At 49.9% G+C, this 17,700-nt stretch carries 14 protein-coding genes; 3 read left to right on the top strand and 11 right to left on the bottom strand.

The genetic code is table 11. From position 1 onward, the window contains the following. Window positions 1-35: 35 nt before the first annotated feature. On the bottom strand, window positions 36-1,004 hold the full coding sequence (locus B0B12_RS05955) for an alpha/beta fold hydrolase (RefSeq protein ID WP_083704086.1): 969 nt from the start codon (window positions 1,002-1,004) through the stop codon (window positions 36-38). 70 nt (window positions 1,005-1,074) lie between these two features. After that, window positions 1,075-1,533 (bottom strand): NanQ anomerase/TabA/YiaL family protein, encoded by a 459-nt coding sequence (locus tag B0B12_RS05950; protein WP_076666569.1) that lies wholly within the window; start codon window positions 1,531-1,533, stop codon window positions 1,075-1,077. 329 nt (window positions 1,534-1,862) lie between these two features. Between B0B12_RS05950 and B0B12_RS05945 the strand changes: the two genes are divergently transcribed. Beyond that, window positions 1,863-4,259, top strand: a complete 2,397-nt coding sequence (locus B0B12_RS05945; RefSeq protein ID WP_076666567.1) for an endonuclease MutS2 — start codon at window positions 1,863-1,865, stop codon at window positions 4,257-4,259. 30 nt (window positions 4,260-4,289) lie between these two features. Here the strand turns inward: B0B12_RS05945 and B0B12_RS05940 are convergent, their stop codons facing one another. The 3 genes from B0B12_RS05940 to murB form a co-directional block, all read right to left on the bottom strand. Then, a complete protein-coding gene (locus B0B12_RS05940; protein ID WP_139337765.1) occupies window positions 4,290-4,721 on the bottom strand; it encodes a hypothetical protein in 432 nt (143 codons plus the stop codon). A gap of 103 nt (window positions 4,722-4,824) precedes the next feature. Then, on the bottom strand, window positions 4,825-5,265 hold the full coding sequence (locus B0B12_RS05935; protein WP_076666563.1) for a lipocalin family protein: 441 nt from the start codon (window positions 5,263-5,265) through the stop codon (window positions 4,825-4,827). A gap of 102 nt (window positions 5,266-5,367) precedes the next feature. Next, window positions 5,368-6,384, bottom strand: coding sequence for a UDP-N-acetylmuramate dehydrogenase (murB, locus tag B0B12_RS05930; RefSeq protein ID WP_076666560.1), 1,017 nt, complete (start codon window positions 6,382-6,384; stop codon window positions 5,368-5,370). Between the two features lie 309 nt (window positions 6,385-6,693). Between murB and B0B12_RS05925 the strand changes: the two genes are divergently transcribed. Continuing rightward, on the top strand, window positions 6,694-7,869 hold the full coding sequence (locus B0B12_RS05925) for a THUMP domain-containing class I SAM-dependent RNA methyltransferase (protein ID WP_076666558.1): 1,176 nt from the start codon (window positions 6,694-6,696) through the stop codon (window positions 7,867-7,869). A gap of 96 nt (window positions 7,870-7,965) precedes the next feature. On the opposite strand, the gene B0B12_RS05920 is transcribed toward B0B12_RS05925, so the two are convergent. The 6 genes from B0B12_RS05920 to B0B12_RS05895 all read right to left on the bottom strand — a co-directional run bounded on the left by B0B12_RS05920 (window position 7,966) and on the right by B0B12_RS05895 (window position 15,779). Continuing rightward, the gene (locus B0B12_RS05920; protein WP_076666556.1) at window positions 7,966-9,891 is read right to left on the bottom strand and encodes a glycoside hydrolase family 13 protein; all 1,926 of its coding nucleotides are present in this window, start codon (window positions 9,889-9,891) and stop codon (window positions 7,966-7,968) included. Between the two features lie 93 nt (window positions 9,892-9,984). Then, window positions 9,985-10,641 carry a hypothetical protein gene (locus B0B12_RS05915; RefSeq protein ID WP_076666554.1) on the bottom strand — a complete coding sequence of 219 codons (657 nt, stop codon included), beginning with the start codon at window positions 10,639-10,641 and terminating at the stop codon, window positions 9,985-9,987. 91 nt (window positions 10,642-10,732) lie between these two features. After that, the gene (locus tag B0B12_RS05910) at window positions 10,733-11,119 is read right to left on the bottom strand and encodes a hypothetical protein (RefSeq protein ID WP_076666552.1); all 387 of its coding nucleotides are present in this window, start codon (window positions 11,117-11,119) and stop codon (window positions 10,733-10,735) included. A gap of 208 nt (window positions 11,120-11,327) precedes the next feature. Continuing rightward, complete coding sequence (gene murA / locus B0B12_RS05905) at window positions 11,328-12,632, bottom strand: UDP-N-acetylglucosamine 1-carboxyvinyltransferase (RefSeq protein ID WP_076666550.1); 1,305 nt, start codon at window positions 12,630-12,632, stop codon at window positions 11,328-11,330. A 6-nt stretch (window positions 12,633-12,638) separates the two neighbouring features. Continuing rightward, a complete protein-coding gene (locus B0B12_RS05900; protein WP_076666548.1) occupies window positions 12,639-13,310 on the bottom strand; it encodes a DUF4290 domain-containing protein in 672 nt (223 codons plus the stop codon). A 213-nt stretch (window positions 13,311-13,523) separates the two neighbouring features. After that, a complete protein-coding gene (locus B0B12_RS05895; RefSeq protein WP_076666546.1) occupies window positions 13,524-15,779 on the bottom strand; it encodes an ATP-dependent helicase in 2,256 nt (751 codons plus the stop codon). Between the two features lie 250 nt (window positions 15,780-16,029). On the opposite strand from B0B12_RS05895, the gene B0B12_RS05890 reads away from it, so the two are divergent. Further along, on the top strand, window positions 16,030-17,640 hold the full coding sequence (locus tag B0B12_RS05890; protein ID WP_244554608.1) for an ankyrin repeat domain-containing protein: 1,611 nt from the start codon (window positions 16,030-16,032) through the stop codon (window positions 17,638-17,640). The last annotated feature ends 60 nt before the right edge of the window (window positions 17,641-17,700 follow it).

The raw sequence follows: 17,700 nt of genomic DNA, 5'->3' as shown, positions 1-17,700 counted from the left end.
CTATCTGTCGAAATAGCTTATTTTAACACTGCTTATCATTTACCTTGAGTAAACATTTTCACATCTGCAGCAAAGCGATCCTCTTCTTCCATGTCGGGGAAATGCGCGCTGTTTTCATACAGTTTGATCATGCTGTTGCTCAACACCTGTTTCAGGGCAAGCCCCGTGTGCAGCCCGCCGTTTTTATCATGCACGCCACTGATGATCAGCGTCGGCGTTTTCAGCCCTGTCGCTTGTTGTACCAGGTCGGCTTTGTTGTGTTTGAGGTATACCTTGGCCATCAGGCCGGTATTCTTCAGCTTACTTTCCTGCCACATTTGCCTGTTCTTCTGAGCCAGTTCAGGGTTCAGGAACAGGAACCGATCGACCACATTAGAAGAACTTAAATTCCATACCTTGCCATACTTATCTTCAATCGAGGTCGAGTCTTGCAGGATCTGCTCAATACCGGCTTTGAGTGTGCTGTCGCCAATGGCATAGAAGCCCTGTATCTGCACCAGCATGTTGGCTTTCGACAATTCGGCGGGAGAGGATAGGATGAGCTTCTCCACCCGTTCCGGATGCGCAATGGCATAGCGTAGGGCCAGCTCGGCTCCAAAGGAGTAGCCCAGCAGAGTCATCTTCTCCACACCTAAAGCATCTCTGAGCTGCTCCAGGTCACTGATGAGGGTTTGCAGCAGATAGTCGTCCGGGTCCTTGGGGGCTTCGCTTCTTCCGCTCCCGCGTTGCTCGTAGTACACCACTGTGGCAAAGGCTTCGATCTTCGGCCCGACCGTCCGTTCAAAGTTGTAGTTATTGCCACCCGGTCCGCCATGCACAATCACAATAGGGGGCGTGCTGTTTTCGCTCCCTTTTATTTTCACCCAATGTTTTATGCCATTGAGGGTATAGAATTGCTCCCCGTCTTTGGCCTGCACCTTGCTTTCAGGAGCCTGGCTGGTACCAGCAGGCTGGGTACAGGAAAACAGCACAGCTACAAGTAAAAGGCTGTATAAGTATCTCATATCTGTTGGTCTTAGGTAGCTTTTTGAACGAGCAGAATGATTTCCCTTCGAAGCGGAGAAGCCGTCAGCGCTATACCTGAGAATCTACCGCAATCTTCAGCACCACCTTGCGCACCGTGCTTTCGGTTACCATGGCGGCGTGGGCGTCGTCGGGGTAGAAGATAGTGAAAGAGCCAGCCGGCACATCGAACCAGAATGAGGGCTTGTCCGGGAAGAAGGCGGCATCGCGTTCCTCGGTGTAAGGGTCGTTGGGTTCGCTGCAAAGGGCCAGGTCGCGCCAGCCCATGTGGTCGGTGCCTTCCATCACGTACTGGATGTCGATGTAGCGGCGATGCACCTCAATTTTAGCGTCCTTTTCCGGTATACCGCTGCCTTCGGAAATGATCGCAAAAAGATCTTTGCCCACAATAGCCTCCTGGCCTAGCGGAAGCGTCATCAGGTCAGCCTCCTGCAAAAATTGAAATGCCTGCGCAAAAAGCGGGTGCATACAGGTATAGCGGGCGACGTTGGAGAGTTTGTCGAGAACCATATAAGTTAGAAAGTTGAGAAGTTAGAAAATTAAAAATTTTTTTCATTAATGTCAGGACGTGATTTCGTGGTGCCATGTAGCAGCTTCGTTGCCTGTAGGCACAGGTCGCGACCTGTCCGAACCGTGCATTGGTCTGCCCTAACGATGCACGAAAAATCGTTCCTTGATATTCCCCTCCTCGGAGGGGCAGGGGTGGGTAAACCGTGCACGAACAACAATCAACAACCACCAATTCAACCGCCACATAATTTATAAAATCGCAGCGAACGAAAGCAGCGGCTTTTCGTGTTATATTATGCTAAATTTGCGTTAAATCTAAGAGATAACAATTGATCTATCCAGATAACTTTGAAATAAAAATTGGCTTTGCGCAGGTGCGCGAATTGCTTTCGGAGCTTTGCCTGAGCCCGCTCGGCCGGCAGTTCGTCAGCCGCATGACCTTCCTGAACCGCCACGACCTGGTGCAGCGCCTGTTGGAGCAGACAAACGAGTTCAAGCAATTGCTTGAGTCCGACGCCGAAATTCCGCTGCAACACTACTTCGACGTAACTGCTTACCTCGACCGAGCCGCTATACCCGGGACCTTCCTGGAAGTGCAGGCTTTCTTCGAGATCAAAATGTCGCTGCGTACCATCCGCGATTCGCAGCGCTTCATTTCAAGTACGGAAGAGGGCAAGTTCGAGGCCCTGAAAGCGTTGGGAGCCAATGTGATGGTGGAGCGTTCGCTGATCGCTGCCCTCGATAAAGTGGTGGACGATGCGGGTGCCGTGCGCGACGACGCCTCGCCCGAGCTGCAACGCTACAAGCGCGACCTCATCGCACAGCAGGGCCAACTGCGTAAAACCATCAGCTCGATTATTCGTCACGCCAAGAACGAAGGCTGGACGCCCGGCGATGCCGAGCCGACCATCCGAGGCGGCCGTCTGGTTATACCTGTCATTGCCGAGCACAAGCGCCGTATCAAAGGTCTCATCCACGACGAGTCGAACACAGGGCAGACGGTCTACATCGAGCCGGAGTCTATCTTCGAACTCAACAACGACATTAAGGACCTCGAGAACGCTTACCACCGCGAACTGATCCGCATTTTGACGGGACTAACCAACACGCTGCGCAACTTTATACCTGAGCTGCGCAAAGCCTACCAGTACCTGGGCCTGCTGGACTTTATCCGGGCTAAGGCCGCCTTTTCGCGTCGCGTGTCGGCAAGTATGCCGAAGCTGCACAAGTACCCGCACATCGCCTGGAAACAGGCCATTCACCCGCTGCTATACCTGTCGCACCGGCAACTGGGCAAACCAACCGTGCCGATGGAACTGGAACTGACCCGCGACCAGCGCATCTTGTTGATCTCCGGTCCGAACGCGGGTGGTAAGTCGGTGAGCCTGAAAACGGTGGGATTGGTGCAGTACATGCTGCAGACCGGCATGCTGATACCAGTGGCTGATAACTCGGAGGCCGGCATTTTCCATGACATCTTTATCGACATCGGCGATGAGCAGTCCATCGAAAACGACCTGAGTACCTATAGCTCGCACCTCACTAACATGAAGAAATTCGTGACGGTGGCCGATAGCAAGAGCCTGGTGCTGATCGACGAGTTCGGTACCGGTACAGAGCCGGTGCTGGGTGGTGCCATTGCCGAGGCAGTGCTGCAGAACCTCAACGACAGCAAGGTGTTTGGCGTGATTACGACGCACTATACCAACCTGAAGAACTTTGCCGAGCGCACGCCGGGCATTGTGAACGGGGCCATGCGCTACGACCACAAAAACCTGCAGCCGCTTTATCAACTGGAGATTGGTAAGCCGGGTTCTTCTTTCGCCATCGAGATTGCCCGCAAAATCGGTCTTCCGAATCACATTGTGGACAAGGCCAGCAGCCTGGTAGGCAAGGATAAGATTCGCTATGACCGTTTGCTGGAGGAACTGGAAACCGAGAAGCAGGAACTGGAGAAGAAGCTGAAAGAAGCCACCGCGCTGGAGCTCAAACTCAAACGCAACGTGAAGGAGTACACCGACCTGAAGAACTTCCTGGAGGAGAGCAAGCAGGATGTGATGCGCGAAGCCAAAGGCAAGGCCAAACTCCTGCTGAAAGATGCCAACCAGAAGATCGAAGCGACCATCCAGCAGATCAAGCAGAGCCAAGCCGAAAAGGAGCAAACCAAGCAGGCCCGCCGAGAACTCGAGGAGTTTGCCACCGAAAAAGTGCGCAAAGAAGAACCCCGACCTGCTCATAAACGGATTGCTGGTAACGGCGGACCGCTCAAAGCCGGCGACACGGTGGCACTCATCGGGCAGGATTCTGTGGGTGAGATCGTCAGCATCAAGGGCAAAACGGCAGAGGTGCTGTTCGGTGGCCTGAAAACGATCGTGAAGGTGGACAACCTGGAACGAGCCGAGGCACAGACTAAAAAGCAGAAGAAAGCAGAAGTGGCAGAGGGCTATACCCGCGGCATGAACATCACACAGCGTATGGCCGACTTTGGCTCTACCATCGATATCCGGGGCGAGTATGCCGAAGATGCGTTAAACAAAGTGATGAACTTTACCGACGAAGCCATTATGCTGGGTATACCGGAGATAAAGATCGTGCACGGGCGTGGCAACGGCGTGCTGCGGCAAGTGGTGCGCGACTACCTGTACTCGGTGCCGGAGGTGGTCAGCCTAGCCAGCGAGGCCGAGGAAAGGGGAGGCGACGGAGCTACCCTAGCTGTACTGAAATAAAAAAAGGCTCCTGCAAGGGAGCCTTTTTGTTTATCGGGTGAATCTAAATTCCAGTGTTAAATCGCCATCTTCAGTTTCAAGCGTTTGCTCCATCCGGAGTTCTTTATCTGTAAGCATCAGCACGCTTGCTTTGTACTCATCTCCGGTACCCTTGTCGAATATGATGGATTTATCGTTATCCGCAAATTCCCAAGTGCCGTTCAATGACCTTCTTTCGTAGGAGTCTACGTACGTGCCCGCTTTATCAAACTTAACTATATTCTTTTTGATGTCATAGCCAAGTTCGTCTAAAAACAGCTCTGAAATATCGTTGCCATACGCCCATACGGAATGTCCGGTCCAATTGGCAGATGTTAACAAGTCTCTGTTCGTCGGCTCTTTATCCTTGTCTTTGTCGCAGGAGGTCATGCTGGTTACCAGAAGCAGGGCAAACAGGAAAGTGAGTAATTGTTGAATTCTCATAGAATGATATTTAATTGAAAGATAGATTACCTGGGGCCTGTCCTGCGCTGTGAAAGGGCATAGGGACGCATGTAGGGCAAAAGCCAGCCCTAACTTACTCAATTTAGTTTTTCTTCACAAACTGGACCTTTGCATCAAAGCTGGTGTTGTTACGGTTCACGGTAGTGATCAGGTCCATGTTGGTGGTCGTCAGGGTTTCTATCTGGAGGTCACCGAGCAGGTCGAAGTAGATGATTGTTTCATTTTCCTTAAACTCCCAAGTGCCGGTGGTGGTCTGGCTGCTGCCTGCCTGGTCGTATACTGCGGTATAGGTACCGTCGCGGCGCAGCGTCAGGCGTGTGCTCTTAATGTCGAGCAGCATGTCTTTGATCTCGGGGCGGTCCGACACATCGAAACCATTCACCAGCACGCGTTCTCCCTGCCATTCGTGGGCTACGAGCAGGTCGGTTTTGGTAGGCTCCGGATCATCGTCGTCGTCGCAGGAAGTCAGCACAAGGGGAAGTGCCAGAAAAAGCAGTAGGTAGCGGTATAAGTAAAATTTCATAGGGTTGTATGCTGTTATAGTCTACCCTATATATCGCAACCTGATTAAATAAGTTAGGTCTGTTGACTTAAAAATTTCGCCCTTTCGCAGAAGCCTTGTTGGTCAGATGATGTTTACCTCCGGGTGTAGCGAAATACCGAATTTCTCCTGCACTGACTGTATGATATCCTGCGCCAGTTGTAGCAGGTTCTCGCCTTTTGCACCGCCGTAGTTTACGAGCACCAGCGCCTGGTTTTTGTGCACGCCGTAGTTGTCGATCACTTTGCCTTTCCAGCCGCACTGCTCGATCAGCCAACCGGCCGGCACCTTCACGCTCGTGTCGGACACGGGGTAGGCGGGCATGTCGGGGTATTTTTCCTTGAGCACATCAAAGAGCAGCACCGGGATCTCGGGATTCTTGAAGAAGCTGCCCGCATTGCCGATTTGCGCCGGGTCGGGCAGTTTGCTGCGGCGGATGTGGCACACGGCCGCACTTACGTCGTGGATAGTAGGCTGCTGTACCTGCATTTCCTCCAGCGTGGTTTTGATGGCGCCGTACGAGGTGTTCAGTTCCGGGTCTTTGCGTAGGCGCAGGGTAACGGCCGTCACTACATACTGCCCTTTCAGGTTGTGTTTGAAAACGCTCTCTCGGTACCCAAACTGACATGCCGCTTTGTCGAAGGTATGGACTTCGCCGGTTTCGAGCTGTACGGCTTCCAACTCCACAAACACATCTTTCAATTCTACGCCATAGGCCCCGATATTCTGCAGAGGAGCAGCTCCCACGGTGCCAGGTATAAGCGACATGTTCTCGATGCCGCCCAGGTTATGCTCGAGGCAGAAAAGCACCAGGTCGTGCCACTTCTCACCACCGCCAGCCCGCACGTAGGTATAGCCACCGGCCTCGTGCAGCACTTCCATCCCTTTAATGCCGTTGAGCAGCACGATGCCGTCGAAATCTTTGGTGAAGAGCAAATTACTTCCCCCGCCCAGAATAAGCTTCGGCTCTTCCTTCACCTCCGGTCGCTGCAGCAGCTCCTGTAATTCGGGCACACTGTCGAAGCGGGCAAAGTGCTTGGCCTTTACATCGATGCCAAACGTATTGTAAGGTTTCAGGAAAAAGTCTTTCTCGAATTTCATAAGCGGGTATTTGCCGTAAAATTAAGGTTTATAAGTTAGAAAATTAAAAAGTTAGAAAGTGGAATCACCTGACTGAATATGGACACATATGCTTAAATCCGATGAATGCCTATCTGATACTATTCAATGACGAGGTAAAAGAAAGGAATTTTTAAGGTCGGTGCTTATTAAATCGAGCTGGTTGTTGCGAACGTACGGCTTTCACTAAAAGCTTCGTTTCACTTTCTAACTTTTTAATTTCTAACTTCTCAACTTAAAATAACTTCCCAACTTAAAACCTTATTTTTGCAGCTCAAACAGGTATAGCAAATGGCGAAGCAAAAGCAGAGCGATAATTTCAACATGATTGCCACAACGCTCAGTGGTCTGGAAGAGGTATTGGCACAGGAACTGGAAGCACTGGAGGTAGAGTATATTAAGGTAGGCAACCGGGCGGTTTCTTTTTCGGGTAACCTGCGCCAGCTCTACGAGGCCAACCTGTGGTGTCGCACTGCCATTCGCATTCTCAAACCGATCCGAACCTTCAAAGCCCGCAACGAACGCGACCTCTACGAGCAGGTACAGAAAACCAACTGGGCCGAGGCGTTTGACCTGGACCAGACCTTTGCCATCGATTCCGTGGTGAGTCACTCTACCTTTGAACACTCGCTGTTTGTGGCCCAACTCACCAAAGACGCCATCGTGGACCAGTTCCGTAAAGCCACTGGCGAGCGCCCATCCGTGGACCGCATCCGGCCGGACGTGCGCCTGAACCTGCACATGCACGAGAACATGGTCACCCTCTCACTCGACTCTTCCGGCGACTCGCTGCACCGTCGCGGGTATCGTCTGCAGACCAACGTAGCACCGCTCAACGAAGTACTGGCCGCTGGTATCATCTCGCTGTCAGGTTGGGACAAGAAATCGACCTTTGTTGACCCGATGGCCGGCTCCGGCACTTTCCTGATCGAGGCTGCCCTCATGGCTCAAAACATTGCGCCGGGCATTTTCCGCCGCGACCCTTATGGTTTTGAGAGCTGGAAAGACTACAACGCCGAGCTCTTTGAAATGGTATGGAAGACAGCGGAAGCCAAGGAAAAGCGTGAGCCGCAGGCCCGCATCATGGGCTATGACATCGACCCAGACTACGTGATCGCAGCCCGCAAGAACATCGAGAATGCTGGTTTGGAGCATGTGATCAAGGTGGAAATGGCCGACTTTTTCAAGACCCAGGCACCAGTAGAAGAGGGTGTGCTGATCATGAACCCGCCTTACAACGAACGCATTCAGTCAGACGACATCCACCAACTGTATAAACAAATCGGCGACACGCTCAAGAATAATTACCAGGGCTTCGATGCCTTTGTGTTCACTGGCAACCTGGATGCTGCCAAAAGCATTGGCCTCCGCGCTTCTCGCCGCACTCCGCTATATAATGGCGCTATCGATTGTAGGTTACTGAAGTATGAACTGTATCGAGGTAGCAGGAGAGGGGAAAAGGAATAAGTAACGCTTGGTGTAAACGGCGGTGAAGCCTGGAGCTGTGGTTTACACAAAATTGGCAGCTGTCTTCTTTTTATTTCTACGTTGTACGCTAACTTTTCAATTAGATAACTTCAGCAAACAAGCTGACCTGGGTGGAATTTCGGCTATAACTTCCTTGCCGTTAGTGCTAATCCTTGAAGTTTGCAAAACATCTACATATTCTCCTTTCGATAATAAAGGAATATTTACTGTCTTAGGTTGATGGTGATGATTGAAGACAACAATCATTTCATTTCCTTCATTAAAGCGACGATAAGCCAATACTTCATTCGAATCATCAAGTTTGATAAATTCCAACTCACCGTCTATCAAGACAGGATTGGATTTACGAATACGTATCAACTTCTGATGAAATTGAAACAAGTCATGGTTGAATTCTACCTTGTCTGTTGGGCGGTCTTTCCCAAGAGGGTGCACAACTTCATCCTCAAACGTGTAATCTGGCCAGATTAAGGGTTTCCTGGATGAAGGGTCATCAGCGCCCCACATCCCCATTTCATCACCAGCATAAATATGGGGAGAACCAACATACGTATACTGTTGAATTAAAAGCATTTTCAGGGTCTGGTACGTGTCAGAATCCGGCTTATGGATTTTGTAAGCTGGGTTCTCGTGCGCTTTGCTGTAGTATTTATACTTGTTCTTATTAAATAAAGAGGTAAGAATTCTGGGAGTGTCAAAGCCACCCGTGTAATTCATCATAGAATAATTACTCACCTTCCGGAGGTTTGAACTGAAACTATGTAAACTATCCGTTAATTCTGAAACTGAAATTGGGTGAGGAGATTCATTAAAAAAGTGTCTGACAGCCCTGTACCATCTGTAATTCATGACAGCGTCAAAAACATCACCTCTTAAATAAGGCTCAGGATCTAATAGTTTATCAGGCCACTCCTCCCACCAAATTTCTCCCATTAAATAAGCGTCAGGGTTTACTTTTCGTACGTTTTGTCTGAATTCCCTCCAGAAACCAAGTGGTGTTTCAGCAGCTACATCTAATCTAAAGCCATCGACGCCATCAGATGGGTCTCCATCATTATTGGGGTCTAGCCACCGTTTGGCAACACTGGATATGTGTTGTTTGGCTGCTTCATTGTAAATATTGCCTTCAAAGGATTTTAAGCCACTGGAGAGGTCTTGTTTCTGTGTCTCTTTTATTTCGGGGAGATCAGGAACACCAACCCAACCATGGTATTTAAATTCGTTTTCAGGTGTATTGGGATCGTCAAAGCTCCCAACCCAATACCAATCTTTATACTTTGATTTTTCCTGGTTTTTTAAAACATCCTGCCATGCCCAAAAGGTTTGGCCTGTATGGTTCCATGAATAATCTAGAATGACCTTTATACCTCTTTTATGGAATTCCTCAATTACTTTCAGAAACATTAGATCTGCTTCGGTCATGACCCAGGTACTGGGGTCATCCGGAATTTCGGATGCGATGGTTTTTTTATCTTTTAGCGGATCAGGGCCAAAATTTACATCTACGTGGTGCCAATTCCGTGCATCGTATTTGTGTAGGGATGGTGCATCATTTAAAGGCCTGAAATAAATGGCAGTTACCCCTAAAGAATCAATATAGTCCATCTTATCTAGCACACCCTGCAGATCGCCCCCATACCGGCGTAGTTGCACTTTGTCTGTTATTTTGGTTATTTCATTTCCATAGTAATCTTTTCGATTGCCAATATTCTTGAAGTAAGCATCTTCTTTGTACCAATCGTGTGTCCATGGGGTAACTTGCCATCCTTCCGGAACAAAACCTGGATAAGCACCTTGGATATCTTCTGCGGTAGGGTCATTAGATGGATCCCCGTTTCTAAACCGTTCCACCGATACTTCATACCAAATTACTCCCTTTGCCCATTCAGGAGCATTTTCAAATGTAGTGGCTACATCCTGTAGATCCTGAACAGGTTTTTCTACCGGTTTGCATCCAAGGAGGAGAAGAATAAAAAACGAGGAGTAGAATTTATTATTCATCTAAGGTTTCTAGAAATTAATTAATTATCGCCAACGGACTAGTACAGGCTGTGAACGAAGCGAAGCCGAGTATGGAGCCTGTGCAGGGTTAGCCTATTTTGTTTTCCCAAATATTTCATCTCTGAATATCCTGCCAAGTATAGGTAGAGTCACAGAATAGACGACAATCACAGACACAAACTTTTTAGCTGTCATATCTCCAATAACTAGTGTATAGAGCACATAAGGAGTAAACAAAAAGAGTGTAAGTAAAAACAAATACCCAAGCATTCTGTACCCCTTTCCACCATAGGCATAAGATTGTTGAAGGGGTCCGATTTCTGAATCAGATGCTTCCGAAATACGTCTCTCCACATCTTTTGTAAATGCAACAAAAGTTTGTCTACTAAGGCTTTCCTCTATTCTACTAGGGATAACTATCTTCTCTTTAAGTCTTAATCTGATTGTCAACACCTCAGATTCTAGTCTCTCTTCGAGGTCCAAACTATGAACTTCACTCCATTTTACTAGACCATGCTTACTTGTGTGCAAACCGTCCTCGTTTACCAGAAAATATTCACTCCTTTTCGAGGCGAAGTAGGCTGTAAAGCACGATATGACCAACATCAATGGGATGACGCCAATCATCAATGCTTCTTTAATATTAAAGTTGATATTAAGGAAGATGGGGAGGGCAATTGACAGAATCATGCCTGCTAGTCCGATTGCTACGAGCCTATTCCCGTTTATAAACTTTATATTATACTCCACATCAATAATATTCTTTATTAATATTCAGGCCAACGGATTAGTGCAGCAGAAGCCCGAGGCGTAGCAAGGGTTAAAGCTGCATTGGGTTGGGCTACGTTATTCTTTCTATTTTTCTTTTCCTAAGTAACTGGGTTAACAGGAATGATGCAGCTAACATTATCCAAAGCCAGTAGTCATATTTGAATGCCCAATAGATAAATGGCGAAATTATAAGCAACCATTCTATCAGTAATTTTTCTGTTAACTTTCTTCTATTAGGAAAAATTAGAAGCATGTCTAAAGCAACTATTGCAAAAACAAAAAGCAACCAAGACATCATGCCATAACCAAAGATTGTGAATAAGCTTCCAAAAAGCCAAATCATTAAACGGTTACCTTCAAAATCTGAAGGCTTGGAAAAAGTCCAGAAAAAGGTATACAAATAAGCTGTAACAATTATACCAACGACATTTATCCAGTTACTTAATAAAATTTTCATTGGTATTTTCATGATTAAAATGCAGCCCAACTACCTGCTAGCAGGAGTACCTACTCCCACTATCTGCAATATAAGTATAGATACGTTTTGTGTAATTACTGAACTTACACCTAAGATAAGCAAGATTCATCTTTGCTTTTCATACCAGCCAAAATAAAAAGAGCGCCCATCTCTGAGCGCTCTTTCTCTTTAAATATCAACCAAGATGCTACATTCTTCTGATCTGTGCACCCAGCGCATTCAGTCGGCCGTCGATGTTCTGGTAGCCGCGGTCGATCTGCTCTACGTTGTCGATGATGCTGGTGCCCTCGGCGGAAAGTGCCGCGATAAGCAGGGCTACACCGGCACGAATGTCAGGTGAGGTCATGCGGATGCCACGAAGCGGGATCTGCTTGTTCTGACCGATTACGGTGGCGCGGTGCGGGTCGCAGAGAATGATCTGAGCACCCATGTCGATGAGCTTATCCACGAAGAACAGGCGGCTCTCAAACATTTTCTGGTGCACCAGCACCGTGCCTTTTGCCTGCGTCGCCACGACAAGGGCAACGCTTAACAGGTCAGGGGTCAGGCCAGGCCAGGTATGGTCGGCAATGTTCAGGATGCTGCCGTCGATGTAGGTGTCCACTTCGTAGCGGTCCTGCTCAGGTATAAAGATGTCGTCGCCACGGAATTCCATCTTGATGCCCAGTCGCTGGAAGGTGTCCGGTATAAGACCCAACTCCGGAATCTGGCAGTCTTTGATGGTGATCTCCGAACCTGTCATGGCAGCAAGACCGATGAAAGAGCCGATTTCGATCATGTCGGGCAGCATGCGATGCTCGGTTCCACCTAGTTCTTCCACTCCTTCAATCACGAGCAGGTTAGAGCCGATGCCACTGATCTTGGCGCCCATGCGGTTGAGCATGCGGCAAAGCTGCTGCACATATGGCTCGCAGGCCGCATTGTAGATTGTGGTAGTACCCTCGGCCAGCACCGCTGCCATCAAAATGTTGGCTGTACCGGTAACAGAAGCCTCGTCGAGCAGCATGTAGGAGCCCTTCAAGCCAGACGAAGTAACGGTATAAAAATCGTCCTCGGCGCTGTACTCAAAAGAGGCGCCCAGTTTTTCGAAACCAGTGAAGTGCGTGTCCAGCCTGCGGCGGCCAATTTTGTCGCCACCCGGCTTAGGCATTTTGGCTTTGCCAAATCGGGCCAGCATCGGGCCTACGATCATCACCGACCCTCTGATGGCACGGCCGAGTTCTACAAAGCGCTCGGAATCCAGGAAATCGATGTCGATGTCATCAGCCTGGAAGGTATAGGTATCCGGTGCAAGGCGCTCCGTTTTAACACCCAGCGAACGCAGCAGCTCGATCAGCTTATTAACGTCGCGAATGTCCGGGATATTAGAGATGGTTACTTTCTCGGGGGTAAGGAGTACGGCGCACAGGATTTGCAGTGCCTCGTTTTTGGCACCCTGCGGAATGATTTCTCCGCGCAGCTTTGCACCGCCTTTTACTTCAAATGAAGCCATTTAGTACTATTTGTTTCGTTGGTTGGAAGTTGTTCTGGTGTTTTTGTGGCTACGCTTGTCGCCGCCACGGTTTTGCTGTTGCTGCTGCGGACGGTTGCTGCCGCTGTCCTGCGACTTGCTGCTCACCGATTCGAACAGGTTATTGGCCTCTACAGTCGCCAGGTCCAGGTTCAGCTTGCCCTTGGATATCTGCACGATATCGTTCAGGATCACATCGTCCGTGATGCTGTCTTTGTTGTATGAGCGGTACAGCGTCTTCATCAGTTTCCCGATCGAGATCGTAGCCGCTTCACGCTCTTTTTCGTCCTCTAGCTCTGTGGCGCGCTGAATCAGCAGTTCCACGTTCTGGCCATAGTGCTTATACCTTGGCGTGCTCAGCGGATAGTCCATCGTTTGGGGTTTATCGTTGAGGTACTCCATGGCGCTGAGTGGGTAAGGAGCGTCCACATCGAGTTTGGAGCCGGACATCACGTAGAGGTGGTTCCATAGTTTTTGCTGATAGTCCTGCGTGTCGCGCAACTGCGGATTGAGCTTGGCCATCAGGTTGATGAGCAGGTAAGACAGGCGAGTGCGCTCCGAACGGTCTTCGATGGTCAGGATGTGGTTGACCAGATCCTGCACGTTTCTGCCGTATTCGCGCAGCAACAGCTCCTGCTTAAAGGTGGTACTTGCTTCCATTATGTCAATTTATGAATCTCAAATGTAGGGGTAATTTATTTTTGAATGAGTGATTTAGTGAATGAGTGAGTTATATTTATTGAGTAAATGAGTGATTTATAAAATTTAAAATATGGAGAATTCATGCATTGAAGAACTTTCATTCAATCCTCAATCAAAAATAAAAAAATCACTCCATCACTAACTCACTCAATCACTAAATTCTGAACTCACTCAATTATGAATCCTAAGCTTGGCAAAGCTCAGCAGCAGCGTTTTTTCGCCCACTTCGTCGAAGTTGATGATGGCTTTGGTGCTGTTGCCTTGCGTGTCCATCTTGGTTACTACGCCGAAACCGAATTTAGGGTGCTCTACTTTCATACCGGCCGCCAGATTGGACGTATCGCTTGGCGTGAAGTCGGCAGGTGCGGTATAGGCGGTGGCAGCTTGTTTACGAGCCTGTGGCTGTACCAGACTGCTGATGCTGCTTTTGCGCTGCAACACGCGGTCAAACACGTTGCCGCCTCCGCTGGCCGTGCTATGCTCGCCGTACTTAAAGTTGAGGTACTTCGGATCGATCTCGTCGAGGAAGCGGCTCTTCTCACAGGCGCGTAGGTTGCCCCATTGGTAACGGCTGGTCGCGTACGTCAGGTATAGCTTTTTCTCGGCGCGCGTGATGGCGACGTAAAACAAACGTCTTTCCTCTTCCAGGTCAGCGCGGGAGTTGAGCATCATCTGGCTCGGGAAAAGGTTCTCCTCCATACCTACGATGAACACATTCTTGAACTCCAGTCCCTTGGCGGAGTGGATCGTCATCAGCGTCACAAACTCACCGTCCATATCAGCTTTCGTATCGGCATCGGTGATCAGGGCGATGTCTTGCAGGAAAGCCGACAGACTCTTGTCTTCCTTCTCCGGATCGTCCACATACTCTTTGATACCGTTGAGCAATTCCTGGATGTTTTCGTAACGGGCCAGGCCTTCCACAGTTTTGTCCTGGTACAGGTCGTCTACGATACCGGAGTGTTTGGCTACGTGTTTGGCTACCTCAAAAGCATCGGTATTATCGGCAATGCGGGCAAAGTCCTTGATCATGATCGAGAAGTTCTCGATGGCTGTACCTATACGATTGCCTAAAAACTGCCCTGCATTCTGAATCACTTCCCACACGCTGTGGTTCGTCTCGTCGGCCGTCACAAACAGCTTCTGCTCAGTCGTTTCGCCTATACCTCGTTTCGGATAGTTGATCACGCGACGCAGTGCCTGCTCGTCGTTCGGGTTCACCACCAGACGCAGGTAGGCGATCAGGTCCTTGATCTCCTTGCGCTGATAGAACGACAGACCGCCCACAATCTTATACCGGATGTTCATGCGGCGTAGGGCCTCTTCCATGGCCCTGGACTGCGCATTGGTGCGGTACAGGATGGCAAAGTCGTCGTAGGAGAGGTGGTTGTTCATCTTCTCCTCAAAAATGGTGGTCGCCACCAGCTTGCCTTCTTCGTTGTCGGAGTTGGCTTTGATCACCTCGATCAGCGGTCCCTGCTCGTTGTCGGTATACACATCCTTCTTCAGCTGCGCCGAGTTGTTTCGGATCACGGAGTTGGCTGCGTTCACGATGTTCTTGGTGGAGCGGTAGTTCTGCTCCAACTTAAATACTTCCAGCTCCGGGTAGTCGCGCTCAAAGTTGAGGATGTTCTGAATGTCGGCACCGCGGAAGGCGTAGATCGACTGCGCATCGTCACCCACCACTACGATGTTGCGGTTCTGGGCCGCCAGTTTGCGCGTAATCAGGTACTGCGAGTAGTTCGTATCCTGATACTCGTCCACCATCACAAACTTAAAAATATGCTGGTACTTGTTGAGCGCATCCGGATGGTCGCGGAACAGCACGTTGGTCTGGAACAGCAGGTCGTCGAAGTCCATGGCGCCGGCCTTGAAGCAGCGACTGGCGTACTGTTCGTAGATCTTGCCGATCTTCGGGCGCATGGCCGCCTCATCGTCAGCCTGAATCACCGGGTCGTTGAGGTACTGCTTGACCGAAATCAGCTTATTTTTAGCTGAGGAGATGCGGCCCAGCACCACGTTCGGCTTGTAGAGCTTGTCGTCCAGGTTCATCTCCTTCACGATATTGCGAATGAGCGTCTTGGAGTCATCGGTGTCGTAAATGGTAAAGCTTTTCGGGTAGCCGATCTTATCTGCCTCGGCACGCAAAATGCGCGAGAACACGGAGTGGAAGGTACCCATCCAGATGTTCTTGGCCTCGTTGCCGATCACTTTTTCGATACGATGGCGCATTTCCTTGGCCGCCTTGTTGGTAAAGGTCAGGGCCAGTATGTTGAACGGATCCACCCCCTGGCTGATCAGGTAGGCGATCCGGTAAGTGAGTACTCTTGTTTTGCCTGAGCCGGCACCCGCAATAATCATGGCTGGCCCCTCGGTGTGGAGCACGGCCTTGCGCTGCGACTCGTTCAGTAAACTAATATAATCCATTTGCTTTCTTCCGCGTGCTTCTTTGATAATCCATGCAATTTACACATTCCTATCCGTTTTAGGAACGGCACTTGCACATTTAGAGAACCAGACCGCCCCTGCAATTGGTTTCTTATAAAGGAATGCGTTTTTGGCCTCTCTTTTGCGTGTCTTCAGGCAGTGCTTTTTAGAGAAAAGCCGCATTATCTGTATCTTTGTAAAATTGAGAAGGTTGGTGCGGACTTTTAATGTCTGCTATACCTGAAAATATATGATCCCACTACTACGCATGAAAAAGCTTCTTCTGCTTCTCGCACTGCTCCCGGCCGGGCATCTGGCTGTGGCGCAATCCGATACCAGCCAGGTTGCCAAGATTATACCTGACTCCCTGAAACAGGCGAAGGTCCCCCGCTCTGCCAAACAGGTATGGCGCACGCCCGAAATGCAGGAAGGCATGGACCTCTACATCGGCCTGCAGTACAACGAAGCTTATAACAAATTCCGGCAGGCAGCCGCTCGCGACGAGGCTGCGGCTTATTACTTTATGGGTCGCATGCACCAGTATGGCGAGTTGCTGGAAGACGGAGCCCCGATTGATGAGATCATCACGTCTGACTCGGTAGCCTATGTGCGCAACCCTGAAAAATTCTACAAAGCCGACCCTGACACGGCCCGTATTCTGTTCGAAAAAGCGCTGGAGGGTAGTAGCCTGTATGGCAACCTGGGTCTGGCAGAACTGATGACGATCCGCAACGACGAAGACAAGCAGCGCTTTACTCGCCATATGCGCAGCGCCGCCCTCGACATCCGGGATATGGCCATTGCAGGCGATGCCTTCAGTAACCGCATTCTGGGCAGTATGTACTATACCGGCTACGGCGAGATGGAGGACAAAGGCTATGCTTTTACCTACATCAAGCGGGCCGCTGAACTGAACGACGTGGTGGCCTATACCTCATTGGCAAACCTATACCTTAGAGGGGAGGGAACAAAGGAAAATGTGGCACAGGCCAAGTACTGGCTTGAAAAAGGCGCCGCTGTCGGCGAAAAGGAAGCCCTCTATACCTTGGGACTGCTATACGAAGAAGGCAACCTGGGTAAACCGGAGCCTGAGAAAGCCCGCAAGCTCTATCACCAGGCCATCTCGCAGGGTAGTTCCAACGCGTTTGAGCAGCTCAAGTATCTCAACCAGTCATCGGATCAGAAACTGGTGCTGGCGGCCATTGAACGTAACCCGGAAATCGTGAAACGCTCGCTGGAGAATGGGGCCTACGTCAATACGGTGTCGGTGCCCAACGGCTATGATTTTGACTTCAGACTGCGCACACCGCTGATGCATGGGGTATTTATTCCGCTGCTGCTCGAAGACTATGGCGTGATCTACCAGCCGGAAGTGCGACTGCAGGTAGCGAGTCTGCTGCTGCAGGCCGGGGCCGATGTGAATGCAACCGATCAGGATGGCAAAACAGCGCTACACTACGCCATGTCCGGAGCCCGCATCAACACAGAGGGCTTTGAGATCGAACAGGCGCAATTGCTGGACACCTTATTCAAGTATAAGGCTGACCCGAACTTAGTCGATAACAAGGGCAATACGCCACTTTACTATGCCGTGCGCTTCGCCAATGGTACGCACATGATGGAGATGAGCAGTCTGCTGAATGCCGGTGCCAACCCGAACATTCAAAACCTGGAAGGCCTGACGCCGCTGATGCTGGCCTGTCAGTTGGATGGTGGCAACGAGGTAATCGTGATGCTGATCAACGCCGGCGCTGACCCGAGCCTGCGCGACCATTCAGGCAAAACAGCCATGGATTACACCAAGCGCGAAAGCGTACAAAATATTCTGACGGCGGCAGGAGCAAGGGCGCCTAAACGCTAGTCTAAACTTATTTCAAATTATTATTGTCTCTTCTTTGCCAGCCTGGCCAAATTGAGAAGC

It is taken from the genome of Pontibacter indicus (genome assembly GCF_900156345.1).
Lineage (GTDB): Bacteria > Bacteroidota > Bacteroidia > Cytophagales > Hymenobacteraceae > Pontibacter > Pontibacter indicus.
This window is presented reverse-complemented; position numbering and strand designations above follow the sequence as displayed.

Bases quoted from the DNA above. Each gene is read 5' to 3' on its own strand.
- B0B12_RS05935 (WP_076666563.1), bottom strand. From the start codon at position 5,265: ATGAAATTTTACTTATACCGCTACCTACTGCTTTTTCTGGCACTTCCC.
- B0B12_RS05895 (WP_076666546.1), bottom strand. From the start codon at position 15,779: ATGGATTATATTAGTTTACTGAACGAGTCGCAGCGCAAGGCCGTGCTC.
- murB (WP_076666560.1), bottom strand. From the start codon at position 6,384: ATGAAATTCGAGAAAGACTTTTTCCTGAAACCTTACAATACGTTTGGC.
- B0B12_RS05920 (WP_076666556.1), bottom strand. From the start codon at position 9,891: ATGAATAATAAATTCTACTCCTCGTTTTTTATTCTTCTCCTCCTTGGA.
- murA (WP_076666550.1), bottom strand. From the start codon at position 12,632: ATGGCTTCATTTGAAGTAAAAGGCGGTGCAAAGCTGCGCGGAGAAATC.
- B0B12_RS05900 (WP_076666548.1), bottom strand. From the start codon at position 13,310: ATGGAAGCAAGTACCACCTTTAAGCAGGAGCTGTTGCTGCGCGAATAC.
- B0B12_RS05925 (WP_076666558.1), top strand. From the start codon at position 6,694: ATGGCGAAGCAAAAGCAGAGCGATAATTTCAACATGATTGCCACAACG.
- B0B12_RS05910 (WP_076666552.1), bottom strand. From the start codon at position 11,119: ATGAAAATTTTATTAAGTAACTGGATAAATGTCGTTGGTATAATTGTT.
- B0B12_RS05955 (WP_083704086.1), bottom strand. From the start codon at position 1,004: ATGAGATACTTATACAGCCTTTTACTTGTAGCTGTGCTGTTTTCCTGT.
- B0B12_RS05890 (WP_244554608.1), top strand. From the start codon at position 16,030: ATGATCCCACTACTACGCATGAAAAAGCTTCTTCTGCTTCTCGCACTG.
- B0B12_RS05940 (WP_139337765.1), bottom strand. From the start codon at position 4,721: ATGAGAATTCAACAATTACTCACTTTCCTGTTTGCCCTGCTTCTGGTA.
- B0B12_RS05950 (WP_076666569.1), bottom strand. From the start codon at position 1,533: ATGGTTCTCGACAAACTCTCCAACGTCGCCCGCTATACCTGTATGCAC.